Raw genomic sequence first — 24689 nt, forward strand, 5'->3', positions numbered from 1 at the left:
GCGCACGCAGGGAACGCTGAGGCACATCGGCACGGAGCCGACGCCGGGATCCCCGGCACCTCAGGAAGGACACCGCCATGCGCGACATCCAGACCACACTCTTGGGCAACGCCACCGCTGACCCCATCGAGCGAAAGCAGGCCGACGGGAGCCCCTCCGCGAGCGTGCGGATCGCAGTCACCGGCAGCTACTTCAACTCCGCCACCGGAGACTTCGCCGACCGGAAGACGGAGTTCATCACGGTGTTCGCCCGGCGGAACCTGGCCCGGAACCTGCTGGCCTCGGTGCGCAGGGGGCAGCCGCTGGTGGTCAGCGGCCGGCTCAGCACCTCGGAGTGGACGGGAGAGGACGAGACGCTCCGGCACTCCCTGAACATCCAGGCCGAGGCGATCGGCCACGACCTCACCTACGGCACCGCCACGTTCTCGAAGCCGCTGCGGGACAAGGACACCCCGGACATCGACCCGCAGACCGCCACGGTCATCCCGAGGCGCCCGGCGGACGAGGACGAGGAGACGGACACGGCGGACGAGGAGGCCGGCGAGAGCTCGTACGCGCCGGCCTTCTGACCCCGCCCGCGCCCGGGTGACCCCGCCCGCGCACGGGCCTCAGTCGGAGGTCTGCAGGGTCTGGACCAGGGCTCGGGAGATCTCGGGGAGCAGTGCGGCACCGAGGACGTAGCCGTCCTCGCCCCCGTGGTGCACCGCCGACCAGGTGGTGCCGTCCTCCAGCGCGGCGACCACCACGCGCAGCGGCCGCTCGGCCGGCAGCTGGCGATCTCCCTGGTCATCACGGACGGTCCAGGCGGCGGGGGCGAGGTCGCAGGCGATCGCTCCGCCCGCGGCCAGATCCGGCCATCGCGCCGACTCGAGCACGGCCAGCGGGTCCGCAGCAGCCGCGGTGCCGTCCTCGAGATCGATCGGCGTGAGGTGGAGAGCGTCCTGGGCCTCGCCCCCGTCCGCTCCCAGCAGGGCGGCGAGCGAGGGTGAGGCCGCCATCAGTTCTGCGCTGCGGGCCAGCGCGAACAGGCGGGGAGCGGGCAGCGGGCCGTCCTCCACATGGCGGGCCACCTCGAGAACTGCCGCCGCCAGAGCGGCCGTCGGGGCATCCAGAGGGTCCGGAGAAGCAGTCGTCATCGGATCGAGAGGTCCCTTACAGGTTTGCCTGACAGAATGGGGTGACCGGCGCGGTGACGCGGCGGGACCACACTGTACCCGGAGCTCTCGGACCATTGCCTGCGCAGCGGCAGGCGGGACCGTCGGCTCCGACACCGAATCACCGAGGTTATCTGTGAGCTTCTCCGCCCCGTTCGGCGATATGCCCCGGCCGCGCCCCCGGCCGGCCCCTGACGCGAGTCCGCGCGGCCCCAGGCGGATCTCGCCGCTGGCGATCAGCGCCGGAGTCGTCGCCCTCCTGGTCATCTTGCTGGTCATCGCCTCCGAGGTGTGGACCAAGTACCTGTGGACGGACCAGCTGGGGTACACGGACGTGCTGCTCACGCGCTGGGGCACCCAGGCCGGGCTGTTCTTCGGCGGTGCCGTGGTGTTCGCGGTGCCGCTGTTCATCAGCCTGCGGCTGGCATACATGAAGCGGCCCGTCTACCCGCCCGTGACCCGGGAGCAGGAGGCGCTCGAGCAGTTCCGCGCTGCCGTGGATCCGCTGCGGCGCGGCCTGACCTACGGTGCCCCGGTGGTGATCGGTGCCTTCGGCGGCCTGGCGCTCTCCCGCCGCTGGCAGGACGTGCAGCTCTTCCTCCACCCCCAGGACTTCGGGCAGACCGATTCGATCTTCGGCAACGACATCGGCTTCTACGTCTTCACACTGCCGCTGATCGACATGGTCATCTCCTTCGGACAGTTCGTCCTGCTGGTCGCGATCGTGGGTGCGCTGATCGGCCACTTCGTCTACGGCGGGGTCAGCTGGGGCCAGGAGAGCGGTCTCGAGGTCACCCGCTCCGCGCGCCGCCACCTCGGCGTTCTCGCCACCGTCTACGTGCTGCTGCTCGGCGCCGGGCACTGGTTCCAGCGCTACGACCTGCTCACCGCCTCGCACCCGCGGTTCGAGGGCGCGTCCTACGCCGACGTCAAGGCGATCCTCCCTGCGCAGACCATCCTCGCCATCGCCTCGATCGCGGTGGCGGCACTGTTCGTGGTGTGGGTCTTCCGCTCGGACTGGCGCATCCCCGCGATCGGCGCAGGCCTGATGATCCTGTCCACGCTGGTGGTGGGCAACCTCTACCCCTGGGCGATCCAGCAGTTCCAGGTCCAGCCCAACGAGCGTGCGCTCGAGCAGCCGTACATCCAGAACAACATCGATGCGACCCGCGCCGCCTTCAACCTCGACGAGGTCAACGAGGTGCCCTACACGGCCAGCACCGATGCCGAGCCGGGAGCTCTGCGCGAGGACGCCTCGACCACCGCGCAGATCCGTCTGATGGATCCTCACATCATCTCGCCCACCTTCGAGCAGCGGGAGGCGAACCGCCGCTACTGGGGCTTCGACGACGTGCTCAGCGTGGACCGGTACGAGATCGACGGCCAGCTGCAGGACACCGTCATCGGCGTGCGCGAGCTGCGCCCGGACAAGTTCGGCCTGGCCGGGCGCTCCTGGGTCGATCAGCACATCATCTACACCCACGGCTACGGCACCGCGGCCGCCTACGGCAACCGCCGCAACGCGGACGGCGAGCCCACCTTCCTGCAATCCGGCGTGCCCGGTGAGGGTGCGTTCGGCGAGTATCAGGAGCGGGTGTACTTCGGCCAGTACTCGCCCGACTACTCGATCGTGGGAGCCCCCGAGGGCAGCGAGCCCGAGGAGTTCGACTACCAGCGCGTCAGCACCGAGGACACGGAGGGCGGCGACCAGGTCTACAACACCTACCAGGGCGATGGCGGACCCTCCGTCGGCGGGTTCATGAATCAGCTGCTCTACGCGATCAAGTTCCGCGATCCGAACATCGTGATCTCTGACTACCTCAACGAGGAGTCGCAGATCCTCTACGACCGCGAACCGCAGCAGCGGGTCCGTGAGGTCGCGCCGTTCCTGTCGCTGGACTCCCAGATGTACCCGGCCGTGGTCGACGACAAGCTGGTGTGGGTGGTCGACGGCTACACCACCACGTCGGAGTACCCCTATGCGCAGTCGGTGAACCTCGACCAGACCGTCGATGATTCGCAGACCGATCCGGGCGCCACCGCGGACATCCGCGACCGCTCGGCGAACTACATGCGCAACTCCGTCAAGGCGACCGTGAACGCCTTCGACGGCTCGGTCACCCTGTACTCCTGGGACACGGAGGACCCGATCCTCAAGTCCTGGGCAGAGGTGTTCCCGGAGGCGCTGAAGCCCGCCTCCGAGATCAGCGGTGAGCTGATGTCGCACCTGCGCTACCCGGCGGACCTCTTCAAGGCCCAGCGGCAGATCCTCTCCACCTATCACGTCACCGAGGCGGACGACTTCTTCACCCAGCAGGACTTCTGGGAGGTCCCGCCGGATCCGACAGTCCCGGCGCCGACGAACCCCGACGGCACCACCGGTGAGCAGGCGCCGCAGCCGCCGATGTACCTCACGATGCAGATGCCCTCGGATGAGTCCCCTCGCTTCATGCTCTCCTCGAGCTTCATCCCCGCTGAGGGACAGAACGTGCTCACCGGCTACCTGGCGGTGGATTCGGAGACCGGAGACCAGGGTGGCAACCCCGCGGACTCCTTCGGGGACATGACCCTGCTGGTGCTGCCGGCCTCGAACCCGGTCAACGGCCCCGGCCAGGTGCAGGCGACCTTCAACGCGGAGCCGAACGTCTCCAAGGCGTTGAACCTGTTGAAGTCGGGCAACTCCGAGGTGATCAACGGCAATCTGCTGACGCTCCCGGTCGGCGGCGGGCTGCTCTACGTCCAGCCCGTCTATCTGCAGTCCTCCGCGTCGGGCGGTGGCACCCAGTACCCGCTGCTGCAGCTGGTCCTGGTCTCCTTCGGCGAGAAGATCGGTTTCGCACCGACGCTCGATGAGGCACTGGACCTGGTCTTCGGCGGAGACTCCGGCGCGACGGCCGGTGACGCCGAGGTCTCCGACCCCGATGCCCCCTCCGGCACCGCTGATGCCGTCACCGATGAAGGCAGCGGCGAGGAGGCGGAGGATCCTGCAGCCGAGGGCGAGGAGCCCAGCTCGGCACCGCCCGCGGACGGCACGGCGCAGGAGCGCCTGGAGTCGGCGCTGACGGATATGGACGCCGCCGTCACCGATGCGGAAACCGCGATGGCCGACGGTGACTGGGCCGCCTACGGCGAGGCTCAGGAGCGACTCGCCGACGCCCTGAACCGGGCGATCGCAGCCAATGAGGAGCTCGGCGGGAGCGGTATGCCGGCCGAGCCCTCCGATGGCGGAGGCGGCTGATCCTCAGCTGACCCCCACTCCGAGGACGCCCGACCGGCGCCGGCCCACCGCCGGCTCCGCTCGGGCGTTCCGGCGTTCAGGCAGGTGAACGGCCCATGAACGTGTCATGGCACACGTTGGGCCGCCCCTGAGTGGACGCGGGGGCGAGCGGGTCGTAAAGTTATCTATGTCGCCGCGGGGTGGAGCAGTTCGGTAGCTCGCCGGGCTCATAACCCGGAGGTCGTAGGTTCAAATCCTGCCCCCGCTACGAAGAGAAGGCCCGGACAGTGGAAACACTGTCCGGGCCTTCTGTCATGTCTGGGACGATGACGTCCATGACCCCCACCGCATCCCCCGCCCCCCGCACGCTGCTGTTCATCGGCGACTCCATCACCGACTGCGGGCGGCGTGAGGATCCCGAGGGGCTCGGCCACGGCTACGTGCGCCTGCTGGCCGAGCACTTCGCCGCTCATGAACCCACGGCCACGGTGATCAACCGCGGCATCAGTGGCGACAGGGTCGCGGATCTCGAGGCGCGCTTCGGCGCCGACTGTCTGGACCTGTCACCCGATGCGGTGACGATCTACGTGGGCGTGAACGATTCCTGGCACCGCTTCACCCGCGGTGAGCAGATCACCGAGGACTCCTTCGCGCAGGGATACCGCCACCTGCTCGCGCAGCTCGCCGCCGCGCTGCCGGAGGCCCCGGTGGTGCTGATCATCCCCTTCGTCGCGGACATCGATGACCAGGTGGCACGGATCCACAGCGATCTCGACGGCAAGGTGGCGATCATCCGCTCGCTCGCCCAGGAGCACGGACACCGGACCGTGGATCTCGAGCAGGTGCTGGCCACGGCGCTCGCGGCCGGCCACGCCCCGCAGTCCATCGCGGAGGACGGAGTGCACCCCACCCCGGCCGGGCACCGCCTGATCGCCGATGCCTGGCTCGACGCCGTCGGCCGCTGAACGAGGTGCGCGGCCCGTCGGGGAGGGCCGCGGATCAGCCCAGCGGTGCGGTGACGTCCACCGAGAGGAACCCGCGGCGGAAGCGGCGGGCGTCGAGCACGAGCACGTCCGCAGGGCGCACCGGATCGCGCAGCTGGACGTGACCGGTGCGGGCGTCGGCGCCGACCACGGCGACGACGTGGCTGGGCGGCAGCGGTCCGGCGGAGGTGGGCACCAGCAGCGGACTCAGCGGATGGGTCGAGGCGCAGATCGCCCGGCCCTCGGCCCTCCAGGCGATGATCTGAGCGGCGCTCGGCATGCGCAGGCTCGAGTGCACGCGCTCACCCAGCAGCAGCTCGAGGCCGAAGCGGGCGAAACCCCGCTGCAGGACGGCGTAGCCGCCGGCCACGTGGACGGCGATCGCCTTCTCGAGAACGCCCACCCAGCCGGGATTCGCACCGTCGCGGCGGCCGTACTGGAAGACGCCCCGGGCATCGACCGGAAGGTGGCGATCCACCCGGACAGGGCTCGGCATCGCGGGCAGCTGCACGGCGACGATCCCGTCCGCCTCCTCGGTCAGCAGGGCGCGCAACCGCTCCGGAGCGGTCTCGTGGATCGCGAGCATCGGGGCCATCACCCAGCAGTCCCCGAGCCGGCCCTGCCGGGGCCGCAGCAGGCGTCGGGGCAGCAGCGGGCCGGTGTCCTCCCGCAGCGCGACGGCGCGCGGACCGGGGCCGATGTGCAGCACCGGCCCGTCGCCCGCCGCATCCGCCGGTCCAGCACCCCACTGCGACCGACGGCACCTCATACGGCGCGGGAGTGGTGCCGTGGGCAGCTCTCGGTCACCGATGTCCCCGAGATGCGCATCGCGCGCCCGCCCGGTCAGGGCGAGCGCGCGAAGAGTGCGGCGCCAGGTGCGCACGCGGGGGCGGTGAGCACTCATCAGCATCTCCGCCCGTCGGTGGCGACCGGCCGTCAGTGCTTCTCGGCCGGGACGATCTTCTGGCCGGTGCGCTCCATGACCTCATGGAACCAGGGCTGGGAGATGTCGAAGGCCTTGTGACCGGCGACCCGCTCGAACTCGACGGCGCGCAGCACGCCCCCGCGCTCCTCGTCGTGCCCGACCAGACCCGAGCCTCCCTCGAGGGCGACCTGCACCGCGTAGTCGGTCATCGACGTGATCAGGCGGAGGTCCTCGGCGTTCGCCTTCGCGGAACGGGCGAAGTAGCCGGACTTCTGGACCATGACCTTCTCGGCGCCGAGCCTGGAGGCGAACTGCTTCGCGAACCACTGGCCGGGGTTGATGGTGTCGATCTTGACGTGCCCGAAGGGATCCTTCTCCGGCTCCTCGCCGCGGGCCTGCATCTCGGCGACGATCTCGGGGATGCCGGCGCCCTCGGAGAGGAAGATGTTCACGCAGCCGGCATCGTCCATGACGGCCTTGAGGCGCTCGGCCTCGGCGTCGATGTCGAGCTTGAGCTCGGGCAGGTACACGGCGTGGACGTCCCAGCGCTCGGCGCGGTGGCCGATCCCGGGCAGCCACTCCTGCTGGGAGTGCCAGGTCTGGTAGTACTCGGCGGCCTGCGCGGTGAGGTAGCCGCAGGCACGGCCCATGATCTCGTGGACGATCAGCATCTTCGGGTTCGAGCCGTGCTCGGCGATGATGTTCTGTGCGAAGACGCTGGTCTGCTCCGCGGCGGACTTCGCGCCGAGGGACTGACGGATCGGCACGATGTCGTTGTCGATCGTCTTGGGCAGGCCCACGACCTGCAGCTCGTGGCCGTTCTCGTGGAGGAACTCCGCCAGATCCGCGGCGGTGGTGTTGGTGTCGTCGCCGCCGATGGTGTGCAGCACGTCCACACCGTCGTCCTTGAGCTTGTTCGCGGCCACCTCCAGGGCGTTCTCGCCCTCGGCGATCAGGCCGCGCTTGACGAGGTCCTCGGTGTTGGTGAGCTTGACACGGGAGTTGCCGATGGGGGAGCCGCCGTAGTTGTGCAGCAGGCCCGCCTTCGCGCGCACCTCGTCGTCCACCACGAGCTTCTCACCGGAGAGCAGACCCCAGTAGCCGTGCTTGTAGGCGATGATCTCGACGTCCGGCACCAGTTCGGTGTACCGCTCGATGAGACCGCCGACGGCGGAGGACAGGCAGGGGGCATAGCCCCCGGCGGTCAGGAGGGCGACGCGCTTGACGGTCATGGAGAGGGAGTTCCTTCACGGTTCGGGATCAACGATGTCCCGAGTCTACCGAGCAGACCTGGGCGGCTCCTGCCGCGCTCCAGGCGTGGACGCTCTGTCCAGGACATGGTCCCGGCCTCAGGACTCCCGGGCCGCGAGGGCCTCCAGGATCTCCTCGTGCAGGAGGCCGTTGGTGGCCACGGCGTTCCCGCCGAAGGGCCCGTCCTCCCCGTCCAGCGAGGTGAAGCGACCGCCGGCCTCGGTGACGATCGGGGCCAGCGCGACCATGTCGTGCAGTGCGAGCTCCGGTTCACAGGCCGCATCGACCGCCCCCTCGGCCACCAGCATGTAGGACCAGAAGTCGCCGTAGGCGCGGGTGCGCCAGAAGCGCTGCATCAGGTTCAGCATCTGCGGCAGTCGATCCCGCTCCGCCCAGCCGTGCAACGAGGAGTAGGACAGCGAGGCCTCCGCGAGCGAGTCGACGGAGGAGACCTGGAGGCGGGAGGCGCTGTTGATCCGTGAACCGGTCCAGGCGCCCACGCCCTCGCCTCCCCACCAGCGTCGGCCCAGCGACGGCGCGGAGACCAGGCCCACCACGGGCCGGCCGTCCTCGATGAGCCCGATGAGGGTGCCCCACACGGGCACGCCGCGCACGAAATTGCTGGTGCCGTCGATGGGGTCGATCACCCACTGCCGCGGGGAGGCGCCCGTGCTGCCCAGCTCCTCCCCGATCACCTGATCGCGGGAGCGGACGCGGGAGAGCTGGGAGCGCACCAGCTGCTCGGCCGCACGATCGGCGTCGGTGACCTCGGTGAGGTCCGGCTTGGTGGAGACCTCGAGGTCCTGCGCCTTGAAGCGCGACATGGTCAGCTGGTCCACGGCATCGGCCAGCACATGGGCCAGGCGCAGGTCATCGGCGAATCGACTGGGCATGCGCCTACAGTACGGGCCCGAACCGTCGGCTCCGGGCAGCGACGCGGGACCGTCCCGGGCCATGGCCGCCGACGAGGTGCCTCACCGATCCGACGCGGTTCACATCTCCCAGGGGTCGTTCTTGCGCAGCGTGATGGCCAGTCGCCGGTAGGAGAGCAGCCGGGCCGGGCCGGCGCTGCCGGCATCGCCGGCGGCGACCTGCTCGTCCAGGGAGCAGTCCGGGGCGTCCTCGAGGTGGGTGCAGCCGCGGGGGCACTCCTCCGCCAGCTCGGCGAGGTCCGCGAAGGCGTCCAGCAGCTCCTCGGGATCCACATGTCCCAGCCCGAAGGAGCGCACCCCGGGAGTGTCGATCACCCAGCCGTCATCGTCGGGCAGCGGCATGGCCAGTGCCGAGGAGGAGGTGTGCCGGCCCCGCCCGGTGACGTCGTTGACCACGCCGATGGCGCGGTCCGTGCCGGGCACCAGAGCGTTCAGCAGCGTCGACTTCCCCACGCCCGAATGGCCGATGAGCACGCTGACACGGCCCGAGAGCCGTGCCCGCAGCTGCTCCAGTCCCACGATCGAGGGGTGTGAGGGATCCGCAGCCTGCTCCGGCGTCTCGCGGCGCGTGACCACGTGCTCGAGCCCCAGCGGTGCATAGGTGGTGAGGAACTGCTCGGGGGCGCGCAGATCGGATTTGGTGAGCACGAGCAGGGTGTCGATCCCGGCGACGAAGGCGGCGACCAGGCACCGGTCGATCATCCCGCCGCGGGGCTCCGGCTCCGCGACGGCGGTGACCATCACCATCAGATCCACGTTCGCGACCAGGGGACGCTCCGTCGAGTCGTCGTCGTCCGCGCTGCGTCGCAGGAAGGAGCTGCGCTCCCGGATGCGCACGATCCGGGCGAGAGTGCCGTCCCGCCCCGAGGTGTCCCCGACCAGACCCACCAGGTCACCGGGGACGATGGGGGAGCGGCCCAGCTCGCGGGCGCGCATCGCGGTGACCGCCCGCTCCTGGTCCGTGCCCTCGGCGAGCAGGGTCCGCCACCGCCCGCGGTCCACGGAGACCACCCGGGCGGTGACGGCGTCCTCGTGCTTGGGCCGGTCCTTCGTGCGCGGTCGCGAGCCGCGCCGCTGCGGGCGGACCCGCACATCGCTCTCGTCGTACTCCCTCGCGGAGCGGCTCACGCGTCGTCCGCCGCCGGCTCCGGGTGCAGCATCGACAGCCACATCCCCACGAAATCCGGGAGCGTCTTCTGGGTGGTGCTGATGTCGACCACCCGCAGATCCGCGACCCGCAGGCCGATGATCGCGCCCGCGGTCGCCATCCGGTGGTCCTCGTAGCTCTCGAAGACCGCGCCGCGCAGCCGGCCGGGATGGATCTCCACCCCGTCCTCCAGCTCCTCGGTGCGGGCACCGACCTTGGTCAGCTCCGTGGCGAGCGCCTTCAGCCGATCGGTCTCGTGGCCGCGCAGGTGCGCGACGCCGGTGAGCCGGGACGGCGAGTCCGCCAGCGCGCACAGGGCGGACATCGTCGGCACCAGCTCACCCATCGCCGACATGTCCGCGTCGATCCCATGGATCTCCCCGCTGCCGCGCACACAGAGGGTGCGGCCCTCGCGCCAGACCGTGCCGCCCATCCGGGCCAGCAGGTCACGGTAGGCATCGCCGGGCTGGGTGGTCGTCTCGGGCCAGTCGTCCACGGCGATGGTGCCGCCGGTGGCCAGCGCCGCGGCCAGGAACGGCCCGGCGTTGGAGAGATCGGGCTCGATGGTGACCGCCACCGGCCGGATCTCGCCGCGGCGGACCCGCCAGCTCTGGCGGCCCTGCTCATCGATCCGGTGGGAGGCCTCGACCCCGGCCTGGCGCATCGTCTCCATGGTCATGTCGATGTGCGGCAGCGAGGGCAGCACCTCACCCACGTGCACCAGCTCGACATCCTCCTGAGCATGGGCCGCGACCAGCAGCATGTTGGAGATGAACTGGCTGGATGCGGAGGCATCGACCTCGAGGCGACCACCGCGGAGCCGCCCGGTGCCGTGCACGGTCAGCGGCAGCCGACCGGGCTCGCCGTGCTCGGTGACCTCCACCCCCTGCTGACGGAGCAGGTCGACGACCGGATCCATCGGCCGTTGCAGCGCCGGGGCATCACCGGTGAAGCGGACATCGCCGTGATGCAGCGCCGCGAGCAGCGGCACGAAGCGCATCACCGTGCCCGCGAGCCCGGTATGGATCTCGATCGGCTCGGCAGGCTGGGCGGCGCGCGGCGGGAGCGGGGTGACGTGCAGGGCCCCGTCCCGCACCTCGAGCTCCGCGCCGAGGCGCTCGAGCGCATCACGCATCAGCCGCGTATCGCGGGAGACGAGTGCTCCCCGGAGCACCGAGGGCTCCGCGGCGGCGGCGGCCAGCAGCATCCATCGTGCGGTCAGGGACTTCGATCCCGGCACCCGCACCAGAGCGTCGACCGGCTGGTCGGCGACCGGCGCGGTCCACAGCACCTCAGAGGACATCTCGTCAGCCCCGCTGGTCGGCGAGCTGCTTCTGTGCGGTCGCGACCGCGCCCTTCGCCTTCTTCTCCAGCGTCCCCGCCCTCTTCTCGAGCTCCCGCTGCTTCGCGGCGGCCTTCTTCTGGCTGCGCTCGACGAACGTGGTCGCCCGGTAGCCGAGCGAGGGACGACCCTCGTGGTCCACCACGGCCAGCAGCACGCCGCCGAGCAGTCCGGCATCGGTGAGGATGGACCGGATCTCCTGGGTCAGCTCCTCGCCGCGCAGCTCCCAGACCTTCTTGCGACCGGCCCAGCCGACGGACGTGGTGGCCAGGAGCGTCACGGCGGCGGCGCGCGGGCAGCGGTTGGCGGCGTACAGGACACCGGCACCGGCGGCGACGGCGCCGCTGACGCGGATGACGGTCCGCACGTCCACGAACCCGGGGGCGGAGCTCTTGGCGATCGCGGAATCGGCCGCGTCGAACGCCTGCGGGTAGACATCGATCTCGCGCTCGGGGTGCAGAGCGGTGCGCACTCCCTCGACGACGAAGGGTGCAGCGAGCAGCGGCCGGGCGATGCGACGGACCAGAGACATGGTGTCCTCACGTTCTCGACGGGGTCAGGAGGTCGGGCGATCCGGCCATGTCGGCCAGGTCACCGGCGTCCAGACTACCGCCCGGGGAACATCTCCCGTGCCGTGCGCGTTGTACTGGACGGCGCGGCACGGCGGTCGCGCCTCATGACGACCGCGCGGCGGCCGCATGACCACCGCAGGACGAGACGCCCACAGGCGTCGGGGAGGCAGACGGCCCATGACGGCTTCGGCGCTCGTGGACGCTCCGGCCCGGCCCGGTGGCGTAGGTTTGAGGGTGATGACCCGAACAGATCCCGCCCTGGGCCCCGATGCGGGCCTCCCGGACCCCGCCCCCGTCGGGGACGCGCCGGGGACCGCCGCTGCCCTGGACTTCGACTTCGAGGCCGAGGCGCTCTCGCACCTCGACTCCCTCTACGGCGGTGCGCTGCGGATGACCCGCAACCCGCACGACGCCGAGGACCTGGTGCAGGACACCTTCGTCAAAGCGTTCCGCGCCCGTGACCGCTTCACCCCCGGCACCAACATGCGTGCCTGGCTGTACCGGATCATGACCAACAGCTTCATCTCGATGTACCGGACCAAGCAGCGCCGCCCCAAGGAGGCCTGGACCGACACCGTCGAGGACTGGCAGCTGGCCGAGGTCGCCGGGCACACCAGCCGCGGACTGCGCTCCGCGGAGACCGAGGCGCTGGACCACCTGCCCGACTCCGCGGTCAAGGACGCCCTGGGCGAGCTGCGCGAGGACTACCGCATGGCGGTCTACCTCGCCGACGTCGAGGGCTTCGCCTACAAGGAGATCGCCGAGATCATGGACACCCCGATCGGGACCGTCATGTCCCGCCTGCATCGGGGGCGCCGCCAGCTGCGGGAGAAGCTCTCGGACTACGCCTACCGCAGCGGCTTCCTGCGCGGCGATCCGGCGAACGCCGCTGCACCACCCACCGGCGGCAGCACGACCGAGGGCACCACGAGCGGATCGACGGACCGGGAGGACGAACGATGACTCAGGACGATCTGACCGGCCGCGGTGGCCCCGGGAAGCGGGAGCGGCGCGATCTGCGCTTCGGGCTGGAGGAGGCGCTCGACGGTGAGCTGCCCGAGGAGATGGTCCAGCGCATGCAGCGCCACACCGATGACTGCCCGGAGTGCGCCGAGGAGTGGGAGCAAGTGCGGCGGATGAAGGAGCTGGTGCGTCGCAGCTGCGCCGATCGTGCCCCGTCGGAGCTGCGCGAGCGCATCGCAGTGCAGTGCCGCACCGTCTCGGTGACCCGCACGGATGCCGACGGCACCACGGTGCGCCTCACCCGCACCGAGACCGTCCGCCGCGGGTTCCCGGCCCCCTGACAGCCGACTGTCCCCGCCCGCGCGGAGCCGATCCAGGTGCCGGAGGACCGGTGCACGCACGACGACGGGCCGCTCCCGAGAGGGAACGGCCCGTCGTCATGTCGCGCGCGGCGACGTCACGGTCAGCTGTTGGGGCGCTTGCCGTGATTCGCGCCGTTCTTGCGGCGAGCCTTGCGCTTGCGTCCTCGCTTGCTCATCACGATCTCCTTCCTTCGCCCGGATGACCTGACGATTGTGCCACATCGCGCCGGGAGCGGCGGTGCCGGGAGCGGTGTCCCCCCGGCGCTGAGTCCGAGGTCACTCGGGAGGCGACGGCCTCAGGAGGAGGTGCCCAGCCAGCGGCCGAAACCGCCGTGGAGCACCAGCCAGGCGATCAGGCCGTAGCCGGTCTGCCCGGGATGGTCGCCGGCGGAGCGGGCGAGGTCGGACTCCCACTGGTCGTGGCCGATCAGGCCGCCGACCGTGTCGACGTAGGGGATGCGGCGCCGGGAGCAGACGTCCTCGAACGCACCGGAGAGCTCCTGCACCGCGGCGGTGGTCCCGGGGTTCGTGCTGGGGGTCGGTCCCACCACGAAGGCCGGGATGCGCAGGCGCTCCAGCCCGTCGAGCACCTTGGCGAGGTTCAGCCGGGAGCGGGCCAGGGAGATGCCGGCACCGACGTCGGCACGACCCATCGCCAGCACCACGCGGTTGTCCACGGAGCCATCGGCCTGCCCCTGCGTCGAGAAGCGACGCTGCACGTCCTCGTCCCAGCGGTCCGCGAGCTCGGCGGAGGTCTCCGCGGGCAGTGCTGCGCTGAACACGTCGATGCGGTTGGCCGCTCCCTGCTCGCTGGCCACGGCACGGCCGAGCCATCCCAGCGCCCGAGCGTCACCCACCCCTGCCAGGAGCTCGTCTCCGAGCGCGATGATGCGGATCCGGGACTCCGGAGACGGGGTGGGCGTCATGGGCACTGTGGGCACCGGGACCTCCTGGGCGGGGACGGGATCGTCAACTCTAACGGCGGCGCGGGCCACGGGCGAACCCGTGACCCGCGGCGGTGCTCAGGCCTCGAAGGCCCGGTCGAGCAGATCCTCCTGCTCGAGCTTGTGCCTCGCGTTCGAACCGGTCGCCGGGGAGGCGGAGGCGGCACGAGCGACGACCCGCAGCGTGCGGCCGACCTCGACGGCGAAGTTCATCGCCATGAAGCTCCAGGCGCCCTGGTTCTGCGGCTCCTCCTGGACCCAGGTCAGCGATGCCTCCGGGTAGCTCTCCAGGACCGCCTGCAGCTGCTCGGTGGGCAACGGGTAGAGCTGCTCGACCCGCACGATCGCCGTATCGGTGATGCCCTGCTTCTCACGCCGGGCGACGAGGTCCCAGTAGACCTTGCCGGAGGTCAGCAGCACCCGGCTCACATCGGCCGGATCCACGGTGGTATCCGGCAGGACGGGCTCGAACGTCCCGGTGGTGAAGTCCTCGACCGCACTGACCGCGGCCTTGTTGCGCAGCATCGACTTCGGGGTGAAGACGATCAGCGGCTTCTTCGGCTCGGTGAGCGCCTGCCTGCGCAGGAGGTGGAAGTAGCTCGCCGGGGTGGACGGCGCCGAGACCCGCATGTTGTGCTCCGCGCACAGCTGGAGGAAGCGTTCGATGCGGGCGGAGGAGTGGTCCGGCCCCTGGCCCTCGTAGCCGTGGGGGAGGAGCATGACCACGCTCGACTTCTGGCCCCACTTCTGCTCGGAGGCGGAGATGAACTCGTCGATGATGGTCTGCGCGCCGTTGACGAAGTCCCCGAACTGCGCCTCCCACAGCACCAGCGACTGCGGGCTCTCGACCGAGTAGCCGTACTCGAACCCGAGCGCCGCGAACTCCGAGAGCGAGGAGTCGTAGACGTTGAACCGCGCCTGGTCGTCGGAGAGGTAGGAGAGCGGGGTCCAGGTGTCGCCGTTGTCGTGATCGATGAGCACGCTGTGGCGCTGGACGAAGGTGCCACGGCGGGAGTCCTGGCCGGCCAGGCGCACGCGATGGCCCTGCAGCAGCAGCGATCCGAAGGCCAGCAGCTCGCCGAAGGACCAGTCGATGCTGCCTGCGGTGGCCATCTGGGCGCGGCGCTGCAGCACGGTCATCAGCTTGGGATGGACCTCGAAGGAGGCGGGGACCTCCGAATGCGCCTTCCCGATCCGTTCGAGCACATCGGCCTCGACCGCGGTCTGCGCCGGCGTATCGTCGGCGCCGCCCTTCTGAGCATCCGGCAGGTCCAGGCCCTGGACGTGCTCCTGCGACGAGGTCTCGGTGGACGGCGCCGTGCGGATGGAGGCGAAGGCCTCGTCCAGATGCTCCTGGAAGTTGCGCACCAGCCCTTCGGTCTCCTCCTCGGTGAGGTCGCCGCGCTCGATGAGCGCCTCCGTGTAGAGCTTGCGGGTCGAGGGCTTCTCGGCGATCAGCTTGTACATCTCGGGCTGCGTCATCGAGGGGTCGTCGCCCTCGTTGTGCCCGCGGCGGCGGTAGCACTGCATATCGATGACCACGTCGCGGTGGAACCTCTGACGGAACTCGAAGGCGATCTCGGCGACCCGCACGCAGGCCTCCGGATCGTCGCCGTTGACATGGAAGATCGGCAGCTGCGTGGACTTGGCGACGTCGGTCGAGTAGAAGGACGAGCGCGAGGAGTCCGGCAGCGTGGTGAAGCCGATCTGATTGTTGATGATCACGTGGATCGTGCCGCCGGTGCGGTAGCCGCGCAGCTCGGAGAGGTTCAGGGTCTCGGTGACCACGCCCTGGCCGGCGAAGGCGGCATCGCCGTGCACGAGGACCGGCAGCACCGGGAACTCCTCGGGACGCTCGAGACGGTCCTGCTTGGCGCGGACGATGCCTTCGAGGACCGGGTTCACGGCCTCCAGGTGGGAGGGGTTCGCGGCGAGGTACACCTTGGTGCTCTCGCCGTCGTGCGAGGTGTAGGAGCCCTCGGTGCCCAGGTGGTACTTCACGTCGCCGGAGCCGAGCTTCTCGCCGTAGTTGCCCTCGAACTCCTGGAAGATCTGCCCGTAGCTCTTGCCGGCCAGGTTCGAGAGCACGTTGAGCCGGCCCCGGTGGCTCATCCCGATGGCCACCTCCTCCATGCCGTCGTGCGCGGCGCCGTGCAGCACGGCGTCGAGCATCGGGATGACCGCCTCGCCGCCCTCGAGGGAGAAGCGCTTCTGTCCCACGAACTTCGTCTGCAGGAACGTCTCGAACGCCTCGGCGGAGTTGAGGCGATCCATGATGTGGGTGAGCTCGGCCTTGTCGAACGGCCGGCGCGGGATCTCCATCTTCTGCTGGATCCAGGCGCGCTCCTCCGGGTCGGAGATGTGCATGTACTCCACACCGATGGTGCGGCAGTACGCATCGCGCAGCAGGCCGAGGATGTCGCGCAGGGACATCTTGTCCTTGCCGCCCAGTCCACGGGTGGGGAAGGAGCGGTCCAGGTCCCACAGGGTCAGCCCGTAGGTCTCGACGTCCAGATCCGGGTGGGTGCGCACCTTGTACTGCAGCGGATCGGTGTCCGCCATCAGATGCCCGCGCACGCGGTAGGCGTGGATCATGTCCATCACCCGGGCCAGACGCTCGGAGGTGGTGTGCCGGAAGGGGTTGTCCGGCACCCAGCGGACCGGCTGATAGGGCAGACGCAGCGAGGCGAAGACCCGGTCGTAGAAGCCGTCCTTGCCCAGCAGCTTGTCGCCCATCCGCTTGAGGAACTCGCCGGAGGCGGCGCCCTGGATGATGCGGTGGTCGTAGGTCGAGGTCAGCGTCATGACCTTCGAGATCGCGAGCTCGGCGAGGGTGGCGGGGCTCGCGCCCTGGAACTGCGCGGGGTAGTCCATCGCGCCGACGCCGACGATCACGCCCTGGCCCTGCATGAGGCGGGGGATGGAGTGGACGGTGCCGATGCCGCCGGGGTTGGTCAGCGAGACCGTGGTGTGCGAGAAGTCCTCCATCGTGAGCTTGCCGGCGCGGGCCTTGGCCACGACCTCCTCGTAGGCCTTCCAGAAGCCGCGGAAGTCGAAGCGCTGGGCGGCCTTGATGCTCGGCACCACCAGGCCGCGGGAGCCGTCGGGCCGCGGCATGTCGATCGCGAGCCCGAAGTTGATGTCCTCGCGCTTGAGCAGGAGCGGCTTGCCCTTCTCATCGACGTCGAAGCCGTTGTTCATGTCGTTGACCTCGGTGATCGCCTCGATCATCGCCCAGCCGATCAGGTGGGTGAAGGAGACCTTGCCCGCGCGATGGCGCTTGAGGTGGTTGTTGATCACCAGGCGGTTGTCGAACAGCAGCTTCACCGGGACGTCGCGCACCGAGGTGGCGGTGGGCACCTCGAGGGACTCGGCCATGTTGCGCACGATCGCCGCAGCGGGACCGCGGAGCTTGACGGCCTCGGGCTCCCGCAGCTCGACCACAGGGATCTGTGCGGTGGTGGTGGGGACCTTCGCCGGGCGGTCCGAGGTCGTGGAGACAGCGGGCTGCGCGGAGGCGGCGGAGTCCTTGGAGGTGTCGGCGTTCACGGCAGGGGATTCCTTCGGAGACTGAGAGACGGTCGCGGGGGCGGCGGTCGAGGAGGTGGAGGAGGTCGACGTGCCCTTCGCGGGCGCGGAGCTCGAGGGAGCTGCCGGCGGCGGTCCTCCGGGGTCCGCCTTCGTCGGCGGCGCCTCCGGCGACGTCGCTCCCGAGGAGGGTGCGGCCGAGCCCGTCGACGTCGACGGTGACGTCGGGGAGGACTCGGAGGGCTCGGAGGAGGTCTCGGAGGCGGAGGCGGCGGAGGTCACCGAGCCCTGGCCGGAGAAGAACTCCGCCCAACTGGGATCGACGCTCGAGGGATCCTCGCGCCACTGCTCGCGCAGTGCGTCCACGAGCCACTGATTCGGGCCGAACTCCGCGGAGTCGGAGTCCTGTGTCTGCTGTGACACTCTGAGATCGCCAGCCTTCTCACGGTCGGGTGATACGGAATGCTCCCAGCCTAGCGGCAGGAGATGCTCACCGTGCACGGTCCTCGGTGCTCGACCGGCGAAGATGCTGTGGAGTGCGTGACATCACGGGGTCGCCGCGGTGTCCGGCAGCATCACCCGGATCAGGGACGAGCGTCCCTCCTGGGCATGCTCGCTGCGGGGATCGTCGAGCACCTCGATCGAACCGCCGTGCAGGCCCACGGCCCAGCGCGCGATCGCCAGGCCCAGCCCGGTGCCGCCGGAGGTGTCGGCATAGCCGCCGCGCTGGAACCGCTCGAACACCCGGGAGCGGTCCTCGCGGGCGATGCCGGGCCCCTCGTCGTGCACATCGATGCGCACCCCGTCGTCCTGCTCGGTGCGGGCGGCCGAGACGTGGATCCGGCCTCCGGCCGGAGAGTGCCGGGCGGCGTTCTCCAGCAGGTTGTGGATCACCTGATGCAGTCGCGCGGCGTCGGCGGGGACCGCCAGGTCGGCGGGCTCGACGTCGATGATCCAGCGCACGTCGCGGCCGCCCGAGGCGAGGGAGGCGGCATCGACCACCTCGTGGAGGAACGGCGTGAGCTCCACCTCCTCGACGTCCAGCTCGACCACCCCGGCATCGAGACGGGAGAGATCCAGCAGGTGGTCCACCAGCTGCGAGAGCCGTTCGGTCTCGGTCAACGCCACCTCGAGCGCGGCCGGATCCGGTTCGGTCACACCGTCCACCAGGTTCTCCAGCTGCGCGCGCAGTCCGGTCACCGGGGTGCGCAGCTCATGGGAGACGTTCGCGACCAGGTCCCGGCGCATCCGATCGGTCTGCTCGAGCTCGGAGGCCATGGTGGAGAACGCGGAGGCCAGCTGACCCACCTCGTCCCGGCTGGTGGTGCTGACGGCGCGGCTGTAGTCCCCGCGGGCCATGGCGCGCGCGGCACCGGTCATCTCCCGCAGCGGAGAGGTCATCCCGCGGGCGAGGAGCTGGGTGAACACCAGCGCCGCGATCACCACCAGCGGCAGCGCCAGCAGCGGCTGGATCCCGGCGCGGATGCTCACCTGGGTCAGCAGTGCGGCCACGCTCACGCTCGCCCCGACCAGGATCCCGAGCTTGACCTTGAAGGAGTGGAACCTGTCCAGCGGGCGGACGTCCAAGCGATCCGGTACCCGCCGCTGAGCATCGCCCGCGCCATCGGCCGCTGGGGTCATGAGTCGTCGTCGGGCAGGTTCGGGGTGGGCATGGAGGAGAGGTCCGACGTGCCGGTGGCACCGCTGGCCGCTCCGCTCCCGTCCTCCGGGTCCTCCGGGATCTCGAGGGCGTATCCCACGCCGTGGACGGTGCGCACCAGATCGGAGCCGAGCTTGCGCCGCAGCGCCTTGACATGGGAGTCGACGGTGCGGGTGCCGGTGGCGTCCACCCAGTCCCACACGTCGGCCAGGAGCTGCTCGCGGGTCAGCACGGTGCCGGGGGCGTTGGCGAGGCACAGCAGCAGATCGAACTCGGTGGGGGTGAGGTGCGCGGGCGCGCCGGCACGCATGACCCGGCGCCCGGCGCGATCGATCACCAGGTCACCGAATTCCAGCGCGTCCTGCTTCTCGGACTCGCTGGGGGCGGGTGCCGCGACCCGCCGCACCCGCCGCAGCAGGGCCTTGAGCCGGGCGACCAGCTCGCGCATGGAGAAGGGCTTGGTCATGTAGTCGTCGGCGCCGACGCCGAGCCCCACGAGCATGTCGGTCTCGTCGTCGCGGGCGGTCAGCATCAGCACCGGCACGGGGTCGTCGGCCTGGATCCGTCGGCACACCTCCAGGCCGTCGAAGCCGGGCAGCATCACGTCCAGCACCACCACGTCGGGGCGCACCTCGGCGACGGCGCGCACGCCGGAGGGGCCATCGGGAGCGGTGGTGACCTCCCAGCCCTCGGCGGTGAGCCGATCGGTGATCGCACGGGTGATCGTCAGCTCGTCCTCGATCACGACCACGCGCACGGGCGCGGTGCCGGGGGCGGCGTTCTTGTCCGGGGTCGACATGGCGCCACTGTAGACGCCGCGGGCTGGGAGCACACGGGATCCGTGACGCGGCGTGCGGGGCGCTCCCCGGAAGCGGGCAGGACGGCACGGAATGTGATCCACGGGTCGTCCCGAGCTCCGCCGGAGTGATCTGGTGCGCGCGTGGCGGGCCGCGCTCGTCAAGATCGGGCAACCTTTGGGGCATCTGGGCAAAAACTTGGCAATGACCGCGTGGGAGTGGTCGTCATGCCAGGTGGGGGGCACGTAGGTTGATCCAGGTTGTTCGGCGACGCGTCCTTCCCCTGTCCGGCGTCACGATCGCTTGGACGAGATCTACACAGTCGCAATGGAAGAGGTCAGCACGTGGCGAATCACCGCGCGGATGGACGAGCAACGGTGCGCAAGCACCGTCTGGTCGGAGGCACCCATCGCGACTCCGTCGTCTCCGCCGGAGCGGTGAAGGTCGGGGTCCTCGGAGTCCTCGCCACGGCCACGATCGCGGCACCGCTCGCGGCCGCAGCGGCCGGGATCGACGAGGCCGCCCCGCAGGGCGAGACGATCGCCCAGGCCCAGCCCGCCGCCCCCGCCGCCCAGGCGCCCGCGCCCGTCGCGCTCCCGGTGGCCGATGTCGCCGCCGAGGCGACGGCCGAGACCCGCCCCGAGGATGCCGACGCCAGCCGCTCCGAGGCGCGCACCGCGCCGGCCCCCGACGACTCCGAGAAGCAGGCCGAGGCCTCCGAGGACGCGGCGAGCACCGGTATCGAGGTCTCTGTCCCCGAGCCCGTCGAAGAGGCCTCCGCCGCCGAGCCGGTGGGCGACAACGGCTATGTGCGTCCGGTCAGCGGTCCCATCACCTCCGGGTTCGGCGGGCGCATGCACCCCGTCCTCGGCTACTTCAAGGGCCATGACGGCGTGGACTTCGGTGCTTCCTGCGGGACCCCGGTCGCCGCCGCCCGGGCCGGCACCGTCATCGCCGTCGAGTACCACCACGCCTCCGGCAATCGGGTGAAGATCGACCATGGCAACGGGGTCGTCACCGGCTACTACCACCTGCAGGGCTTCAACACCTTGGTGGGCGCCACCGTCGCCGCCGGCGAGACCATCGGCTATGTCGGCTCCACCGGCCGCTCCACCGGGTGCCACCTGCACTTCGCCAAGATGGACGAGGCGGGCAACTACTCCAACCCGATGACGATCCTGCGGTGACGACCCTCGGGTCCCCGCTCATCCTCGGGGTCGAGTCCTCCTGCGACGAGACCGGCTTCGGCCTCGTCTCCGACGGTGTCCTGCTGGGACAGGGCCTCGCCTCCAGCGCCGCCCAGCACGCCGACTTCGGCGGAGTGGTCCCCGAGATCGCCGCCCGCGCCCATCTCGAGGCCGTCGTCCCCACGCTGCGGATCGCGCTCGAGGACGCCGACGTCGACCTGGCGGACATCTCGCATGTCGCCGTCACCTCCGGACCGGGCCTGGCCACGGCCGTGCATGTGGGCCTCGCCGCCGCGAAGTCGATCGCCTGGGCGCTCGGCAAGCCCCTCTACGGCGTGCACCACCTGGCCGGCCACGCCGCCGCCGACACCCTCGAGCACGGCCCGTTGCCCGAGCGCAGCATCGTGCTCATCGTCTCCGGCGGCCACACCTCGCTCCTCGCGGTCGGCGACCTGGTGCGCGACCCCATCGAGCATCTCGGCGACACCCTGGACGACGCGGCCGGGGAGGCCTTCGACAAGGTCTCCCGCCTGCTCGGCCTCGGCTACCCCGGCGGCCCCGCGATCTCCCGTGCCGCTGTGGACGGCGATCCCACGGCCTTCTCCTTCCCGCGCGCGATGCTGCGGCCGAGAGATGCGCCGTTCACCTTCTCCTTCTCCGGGCTCAAGACCGCCGTGGCCCGCACCGTCGAGACCCTCGAGCGCGCCGGGCAGTCGGTGCCGGTCGCGGACATCGCCGCCTCCTTCGAGCAGGCCGTGGTGGACGTGCTGGTCACGAAGGCGATACGAGCCGTGCGCGAGCGGAACCTGGACACCCTGGTCATCGTGGGCGGCGTCGCCGCCAATGCCCGCCTGCGCGCGGTCGCGCGGTCGACGTGCGAGGCAGCGGGCATCGAGCTGCGGATCCCGCCGCCGCGCCTGTGCACCGACAACGGCGCGATGATCGCGGCGGTCGGCGACCTGCTGGTGCGCTCCGGTGCTGAACCGAGCGGTCTGGGCATCGCCGCGGACCCCTCCGCCGTGCTCCTTGGGGCGCAGCTGCCGCTGCCGGGGTGAGGTCCCTCTCACACCCGCGGGGCTCCACGGCGCCGACGCGGTCAGTGCCCCTCAGATGTTGCTAGACTTCCCTAGTCCGCCCGCGTAGCTCAGTGGATAGAGCGTCTGCCTCCGGAGCAGAAGGTCGTAGGTTCGAATCCTGTCGCGGGCACCACGAGAATCCCCGGTCACGGGCCGTCACGGCCTGTGACCGGGGATTTCTTCGCTCAGCTCTGCTGGGCGCGCAGCTCCAGCAGTCGCCGCAGCAGGTCCCGCGCCGCCGCGGTGTCCGGGATCCGCAGGCCGGCGGCGGTGTCGCCGCCGCCCACCTTCACGCCCACGTCGTGCTCGCCGAGCTGTGCGAAGACGGACTCGTCGGTGACGTCGTCGCCCAGGTACAGCCAGGCATCGGCAGCGCCGGCCCGGGACAGCGCGTCGATCGCCACCCCCTTCGAGGTGTGCACCACCGCGAACTCGACGACCTCCTTGCCCGGCGTCACCGTGACATCGGGCAGGGTGGTGGCGTACTCGAGCGCCGAGTCCGTGGCGTTCAGCCCGCCGCGGCCCTTGGCGTTGCGGGTGTGCAGCACGGCGGCCGTCGGCTTCGTCTCCACCTCCGTGCCGGGGTGGGCGCGGGCGATCCGCCGCAGCGTGGTGGTGATCGCGGCGAGCTGCTCCTCCTTCTCCGGGGTCATGCTCAGCGCGGACTTGTCCAGCACCTCGGCCTGCATCCACGGGGGCAGCGCCCCGACCTCGGCGCCGTGGGATCCCACCAGCACCACCGAGCTGGGCATCGCCGTGTGGGAATCGAGATCGGACAGAGCACGCCCGGAGATCAGGGCGACGGCGACCCCCGGCAGATCGGAGAGCTCGCGCAGCGCCTCCAGTGCCTCCTGATCGGGCTGGACCGCATCGCGATCGGAGACGATCGGCGCCATCACGCCGTCGAAGTCGGTGGCGATCAGCAGACGCGGCACCTCCGTGAACTCACGCAGCGCCGCATCCAGCTCCGCAGGATCGGACAGGGCGTCCCCGGCGAGGCGGACGATCTGCGCTGCCTCGTCCTGCGGAGACCCCGAGGTGGTCAGGCACTCGAGGAACTGATGGGCCCAGTGCTGCACATCGTGCTCCATCACCTGGTGGCGCAGGGAGCGCATCGCCTCCTCCTGCTCCTCGGGCGGCATCGCCAGCGACCGCAGGATCGCGGCCTTGAGCTCATCGATGTCGTGCGGGTTCACCAGCACCGCGGCCCGCAGCTCGTCGGCGGCGCCGGCGAACTCGCTGAGCACCAGCACCCCCTGGAGATCCGGGCGGGAGGCGACGTATTCCTTGGCCACCAGGTTCATGCCGTCGCGCAGCGCCGTCACCAGCACCACATCGGCGGCCATGAACAGCGCCGTCATCTCCCGCCGGTCGAAGGAGTGGTGCTGGTACGACAGGGCCGGCCGGCCCAGCGGGGCATGCTCGCCGTTGATCCGCCCCACCGTCAGCTCCACCTCGTCGCGCAGCTGCCGGTACGCCTCCACCCGCTCCCGGGACGGCGTGGCGATCTGGATCATCACCGCGTCATGCGGGTCGATCGAGCCGTCGTCCAGCAGCTCGCCCCAGGCCTTGAGGCGGTGCCGGATGCCCTTGGTGTAGTCCAGGCGGTCCGCCCCCAGCACGATCTTCTCCGGATCGCCGAGGTCCCGGCGCAGCTGGGCGGCACGCTCCCGGATCTCGGGATCCGCGGTGAGGGTGGAGACGGCGGAGGCGTCGATGGAGATCGGAAAGGTCTGCACCTGGACCTCTCGCACCGGGGCGGCGCCGATCCCGGGCACCGAGATCGTCATCCCGTCCACGTGGTGGCCCAGCAGCTTGCGCACCGCGGCGAGGAAGTTCAGCGAATCGCTCTCCCTCTGGAAGCCCAGCAGATCCGCGCCGAGCAGCCCGCGCAGGATGGAATTGCGCTTGGGGAGCTGGGAGAACAGCTCCACCGGCGGGAACGGGATGTGGTTGAAGAACCCGATCCGCACATCGCTGCGCCGGTCCCGGATCATCTGCGGGACCAGCTGGAGCTGGTAGTCGTGCACCCAGATGGTCCCTCCCGGGGCCGCGACCGGGGCGGCCTCGGCGGCGAAGCGTCGGTTCGCCGAGACGTACGAGTCCCACCAGCCGCGATGGAACTCCGGGTCGACGATCACATCGTGGTACAGCGGCCAGAGGGTGGCGTTCGAGTAGCCCTCGTAGTACCGCTCGATGTCGTCCTGGTCCAGCCGCACCGGGTACAGGCTCATCCCGTCGGCCTCGAAGGGATCGGGGGCCTCTCCGGGGGAGCCGGCCCATCCCACCCAGGCACCGGAGTCGACGTTGCGCATCACCGACTCCATGGCGGTGACCAGGCCGCCGGGGCTGGTCACCCATTCGGTGGCGCCGTCGGGGAGGGTGCGCGAGTCCACCGGCAGTCGATTGGCGACGACCACCAGCTCATGCTCGCCGGGGCGGTCCTTGACCGAGGATGACATGGGTACCGGAACTCCTTCGCAGGGAATCGATCTCGGAGGCGAGGGAGCGGGTGCGGGGCGCCCGGTGGGGTCGGACCGCGACTCCCGCGCCGACGCCCCGACACTATCAAGTGCTCTCGCTCACCAGCTGGGCATCAGGTCCCGCGCCATCCCGTGTACTGCGCGTCCGACCTGTGCGGACCGGTCC

At 70.6% G+C, this 24689-nt stretch carries 20 protein-coding genes and 2 tRNA genes; 9 read left to right on the forward strand and 13 right to left on the reverse strand.

What is annotated here, in order from left to right:
- Window positions 1-77: 77 nt before the first annotated feature.
- Window positions 78-569 carry a single-stranded DNA-binding protein gene (locus CFK38_RS09135; protein WP_096802791.1) on the forward strand — a complete coding sequence of 164 codons (492 nt, stop codon included), beginning with the start codon at window positions 78-80 and terminating at the stop codon, window positions 567-569.
- A gap of 39 nt (window positions 570-608) precedes the next feature.
- Here CFK38_RS09135 and CFK38_RS09140 read toward each other — a convergent pair whose 3' ends face one another.
- On the reverse strand, window positions 609-1136 hold the full coding sequence (locus tag CFK38_RS09140; RefSeq protein ID WP_096802792.1) for a PPA1309 family protein: 528 nt from the start codon (window positions 1134-1136) through the stop codon (window positions 609-611).
- A 154-nt stretch (window positions 1137-1290) separates the two neighbouring features.
- Between CFK38_RS09140 and CFK38_RS09145 the strand changes: the two genes are divergently transcribed.
- The 3 genes from CFK38_RS09145 to CFK38_RS09155 all read left to right on the forward strand — a co-directional run bounded on the left by CFK38_RS09145 (window position 1291) and on the right by CFK38_RS09155 (window position 5336).
- Window positions 1291-4392, forward strand: coding sequence for a UPF0182 family membrane protein (locus tag CFK38_RS09145; RefSeq protein ID WP_245850969.1), 3102 nt, complete (start codon window positions 1291-1293; stop codon window positions 4390-4392).
- Between the two features lie 173 nt (window positions 4393-4565).
- Window positions 4566-4639 (forward strand) — tRNA-Met (locus tag CFK38_RS09150).
- A gap of 67 nt (window positions 4640-4706) precedes the next feature.
- Window positions 4707-5336, forward strand: a complete 630-nt coding sequence (locus CFK38_RS09155; protein WP_096802793.1) for an SGNH/GDSL hydrolase family protein — start codon at window positions 4707-4709, stop codon at window positions 5334-5336.
- Window positions 5337-5370: 34 nt separating this feature from the next.
- Here CFK38_RS09155 and CFK38_RS09160 read toward each other — a convergent pair whose 3' ends face one another.
- The 6 genes from CFK38_RS09160 to CFK38_RS09185 form a co-directional block, all read right to left on the reverse strand.
- Complete coding sequence (locus CFK38_RS09160; RefSeq protein ID WP_157773429.1) at window positions 5371-6258, reverse strand: C2 family cysteine protease; 888 nt, start codon at window positions 6256-6258, stop codon at window positions 5371-5373.
- Window positions 6259-6290: 32 nt separating this feature from the next.
- Window positions 6291-7511, reverse strand: a complete 1221-nt coding sequence (locus CFK38_RS09165) for a pyrophosphate--fructose-6-phosphate 1-phosphotransferase (RefSeq protein WP_096802795.1) — start codon at window positions 7509-7511, stop codon at window positions 6291-6293.
- 117 nt (window positions 7512-7628) lie between these two features.
- Window positions 7629-8423, reverse strand: a complete 795-nt coding sequence (locus CFK38_RS09170; protein WP_096802796.1) for an inositol monophosphatase family protein — start codon at window positions 8421-8423, stop codon at window positions 7629-7631.
- 99 nt (window positions 8424-8522) lie between these two features.
- Window positions 8523-9590, reverse strand: coding sequence for a ribosome small subunit-dependent GTPase A (gene rsgA, locus CFK38_RS09175; RefSeq protein WP_096802797.1), 1068 nt, complete (start codon window positions 9588-9590; stop codon window positions 8523-8525).
- Window positions 9587-10912 carry a 3-phosphoshikimate 1-carboxyvinyltransferase gene (gene aroA, locus CFK38_RS09180; protein ID WP_096802798.1) on the reverse strand — a complete coding sequence of 442 codons (1326 nt, stop codon included), beginning with the start codon at window positions 10910-10912 and terminating at the stop codon, window positions 9587-9589. The genes rsgA and aroA overlap by 4 nt, the downstream gene beginning before the upstream one ends.
- Before the next feature lie 4 nt (window positions 10913-10916).
- A complete protein-coding gene (locus CFK38_RS09185) occupies window positions 10917-11483 on the reverse strand; it encodes a hypothetical protein (protein WP_096802799.1) in 567 nt (188 codons plus the stop codon).
- Between the two features lie 277 nt (window positions 11484-11760).
- Here CFK38_RS09185 and CFK38_RS09190 point away from each other — a divergent pair, with 277 nt between their 5' ends.
- Together CFK38_RS09190 and rsrA are read left to right on the forward strand one after the other, a co-directional pair.
- Window positions 11761-12486, forward strand: a complete 726-nt coding sequence (locus CFK38_RS09190) for a sigma-70 family RNA polymerase sigma factor (RefSeq protein ID WP_096802800.1) — start codon at window positions 11761-11763, stop codon at window positions 12484-12486.
- Complete coding sequence (gene rsrA / locus CFK38_RS09195; protein ID WP_096802801.1) at window positions 12483-12827, forward strand: mycothiol system anti-sigma-R factor; 345 nt, start codon at window positions 12483-12485, stop codon at window positions 12825-12827. Before CFK38_RS09190 ends, rsrA begins: the two co-directional genes overlap by 4 nt.
- Window positions 12828-12949: 122 nt before the next feature.
- On the opposite strand, the gene CFK38_RS17890 is transcribed toward rsrA, so the two are convergent.
- From CFK38_RS17890 to CFK38_RS09215, 5 genes are all read right to left on the reverse strand, one after another.
- Window positions 12950-13024 (reverse strand): 50S ribosomal protein bL37, encoded by a 75-nt coding sequence (locus tag CFK38_RS17890; RefSeq protein WP_369832988.1) that lies wholly within the window; start codon window positions 13022-13024, stop codon window positions 12950-12952.
- A gap of 120 nt (window positions 13025-13144) precedes the next feature.
- Complete coding sequence (locus tag CFK38_RS09200; RefSeq protein WP_096802802.1) at window positions 13145-13789, reverse strand: GDSL-type esterase/lipase family protein; 645 nt, start codon at window positions 13787-13789, stop codon at window positions 13145-13147.
- A gap of 81 nt (window positions 13790-13870) precedes the next feature.
- Window positions 13871-17743 carry a multifunctional oxoglutarate decarboxylase/oxoglutarate dehydrogenase thiamine pyrophosphate-binding subunit/dihydrolipoyllysine-residue succinyltransferase subunit gene (locus CFK38_RS09205; RefSeq protein ID WP_096802803.1) on the reverse strand — a complete coding sequence of 1291 codons (3873 nt, stop codon included), beginning with the start codon at window positions 17741-17743 and terminating at the stop codon, window positions 13871-13873.
- Between the two features lie 123 nt (window positions 17744-17866).
- On the reverse strand, window positions 17867-18961 hold the full coding sequence (locus tag CFK38_RS09210; RefSeq protein WP_096802804.1) for a sensor histidine kinase: 1095 nt from the start codon (window positions 18959-18961) through the stop codon (window positions 17867-17869).
- Window positions 18958-19779 carry a response regulator transcription factor gene (locus CFK38_RS09215; RefSeq protein WP_096804291.1) on the reverse strand — a complete coding sequence of 274 codons (822 nt, stop codon included), beginning with the start codon at window positions 19777-19779 and terminating at the stop codon, window positions 18958-18960. Before CFK38_RS09215 ends, CFK38_RS09210 begins: the two co-directional genes overlap by 4 nt.
- Window positions 19780-20154: 375 nt before the next feature.
- Here CFK38_RS09215 and CFK38_RS09220 point away from each other — a divergent pair, with 375 nt between their 5' ends.
- The 3 genes from CFK38_RS09220 to CFK38_RS09230 all read left to right on the forward strand — a co-directional run bounded on the left by CFK38_RS09220 (window position 20155) and on the right by CFK38_RS09230 (window position 22173).
- Entirely contained in the window at window positions 20155-20964 is an 810-nt protein-coding gene (locus CFK38_RS09220; protein ID WP_096802805.1) for a M23 family metallopeptidase, read from the forward strand.
- Window positions 20961-22019, forward strand: coding sequence for a tRNA (adenosine(37)-N6)-threonylcarbamoyltransferase complex transferase subunit TsaD (gene tsaD / locus CFK38_RS09225; protein ID WP_096802806.1), 1059 nt, complete (start codon window positions 20961-20963; stop codon window positions 22017-22019). Before CFK38_RS09220 ends, tsaD begins: the two co-directional genes overlap by 4 nt.
- Before the next feature lie 78 nt (window positions 22020-22097).
- Window positions 22098-22173, forward strand: a tRNA-Arg gene (locus CFK38_RS09230).
- Window positions 22174-22225: 52 nt separating this feature from the next.
- Here the strand turns inward: CFK38_RS09230 and CFK38_RS09235 are convergent.
- Window positions 22226-24502 (reverse strand): bifunctional alpha,alpha-trehalose-phosphate synthase (UDP-forming)/trehalose-phosphatase, encoded by a 2277-nt coding sequence (locus tag CFK38_RS09235; protein WP_096802807.1) that lies wholly within the window; start codon window positions 24500-24502, stop codon window positions 22226-22228.
- Between the last annotated feature and the right edge of the window lie 187 nt (window positions 24503-24689).

The organism is Brachybacterium vulturis, from assembly GCF_002407185.1.
In the GTDB taxonomy this organism is placed as follows: domain Bacteria; phylum Actinomycetota; class Actinomycetes; order Actinomycetales; family Dermabacteraceae; genus Brachybacterium; species Brachybacterium vulturis.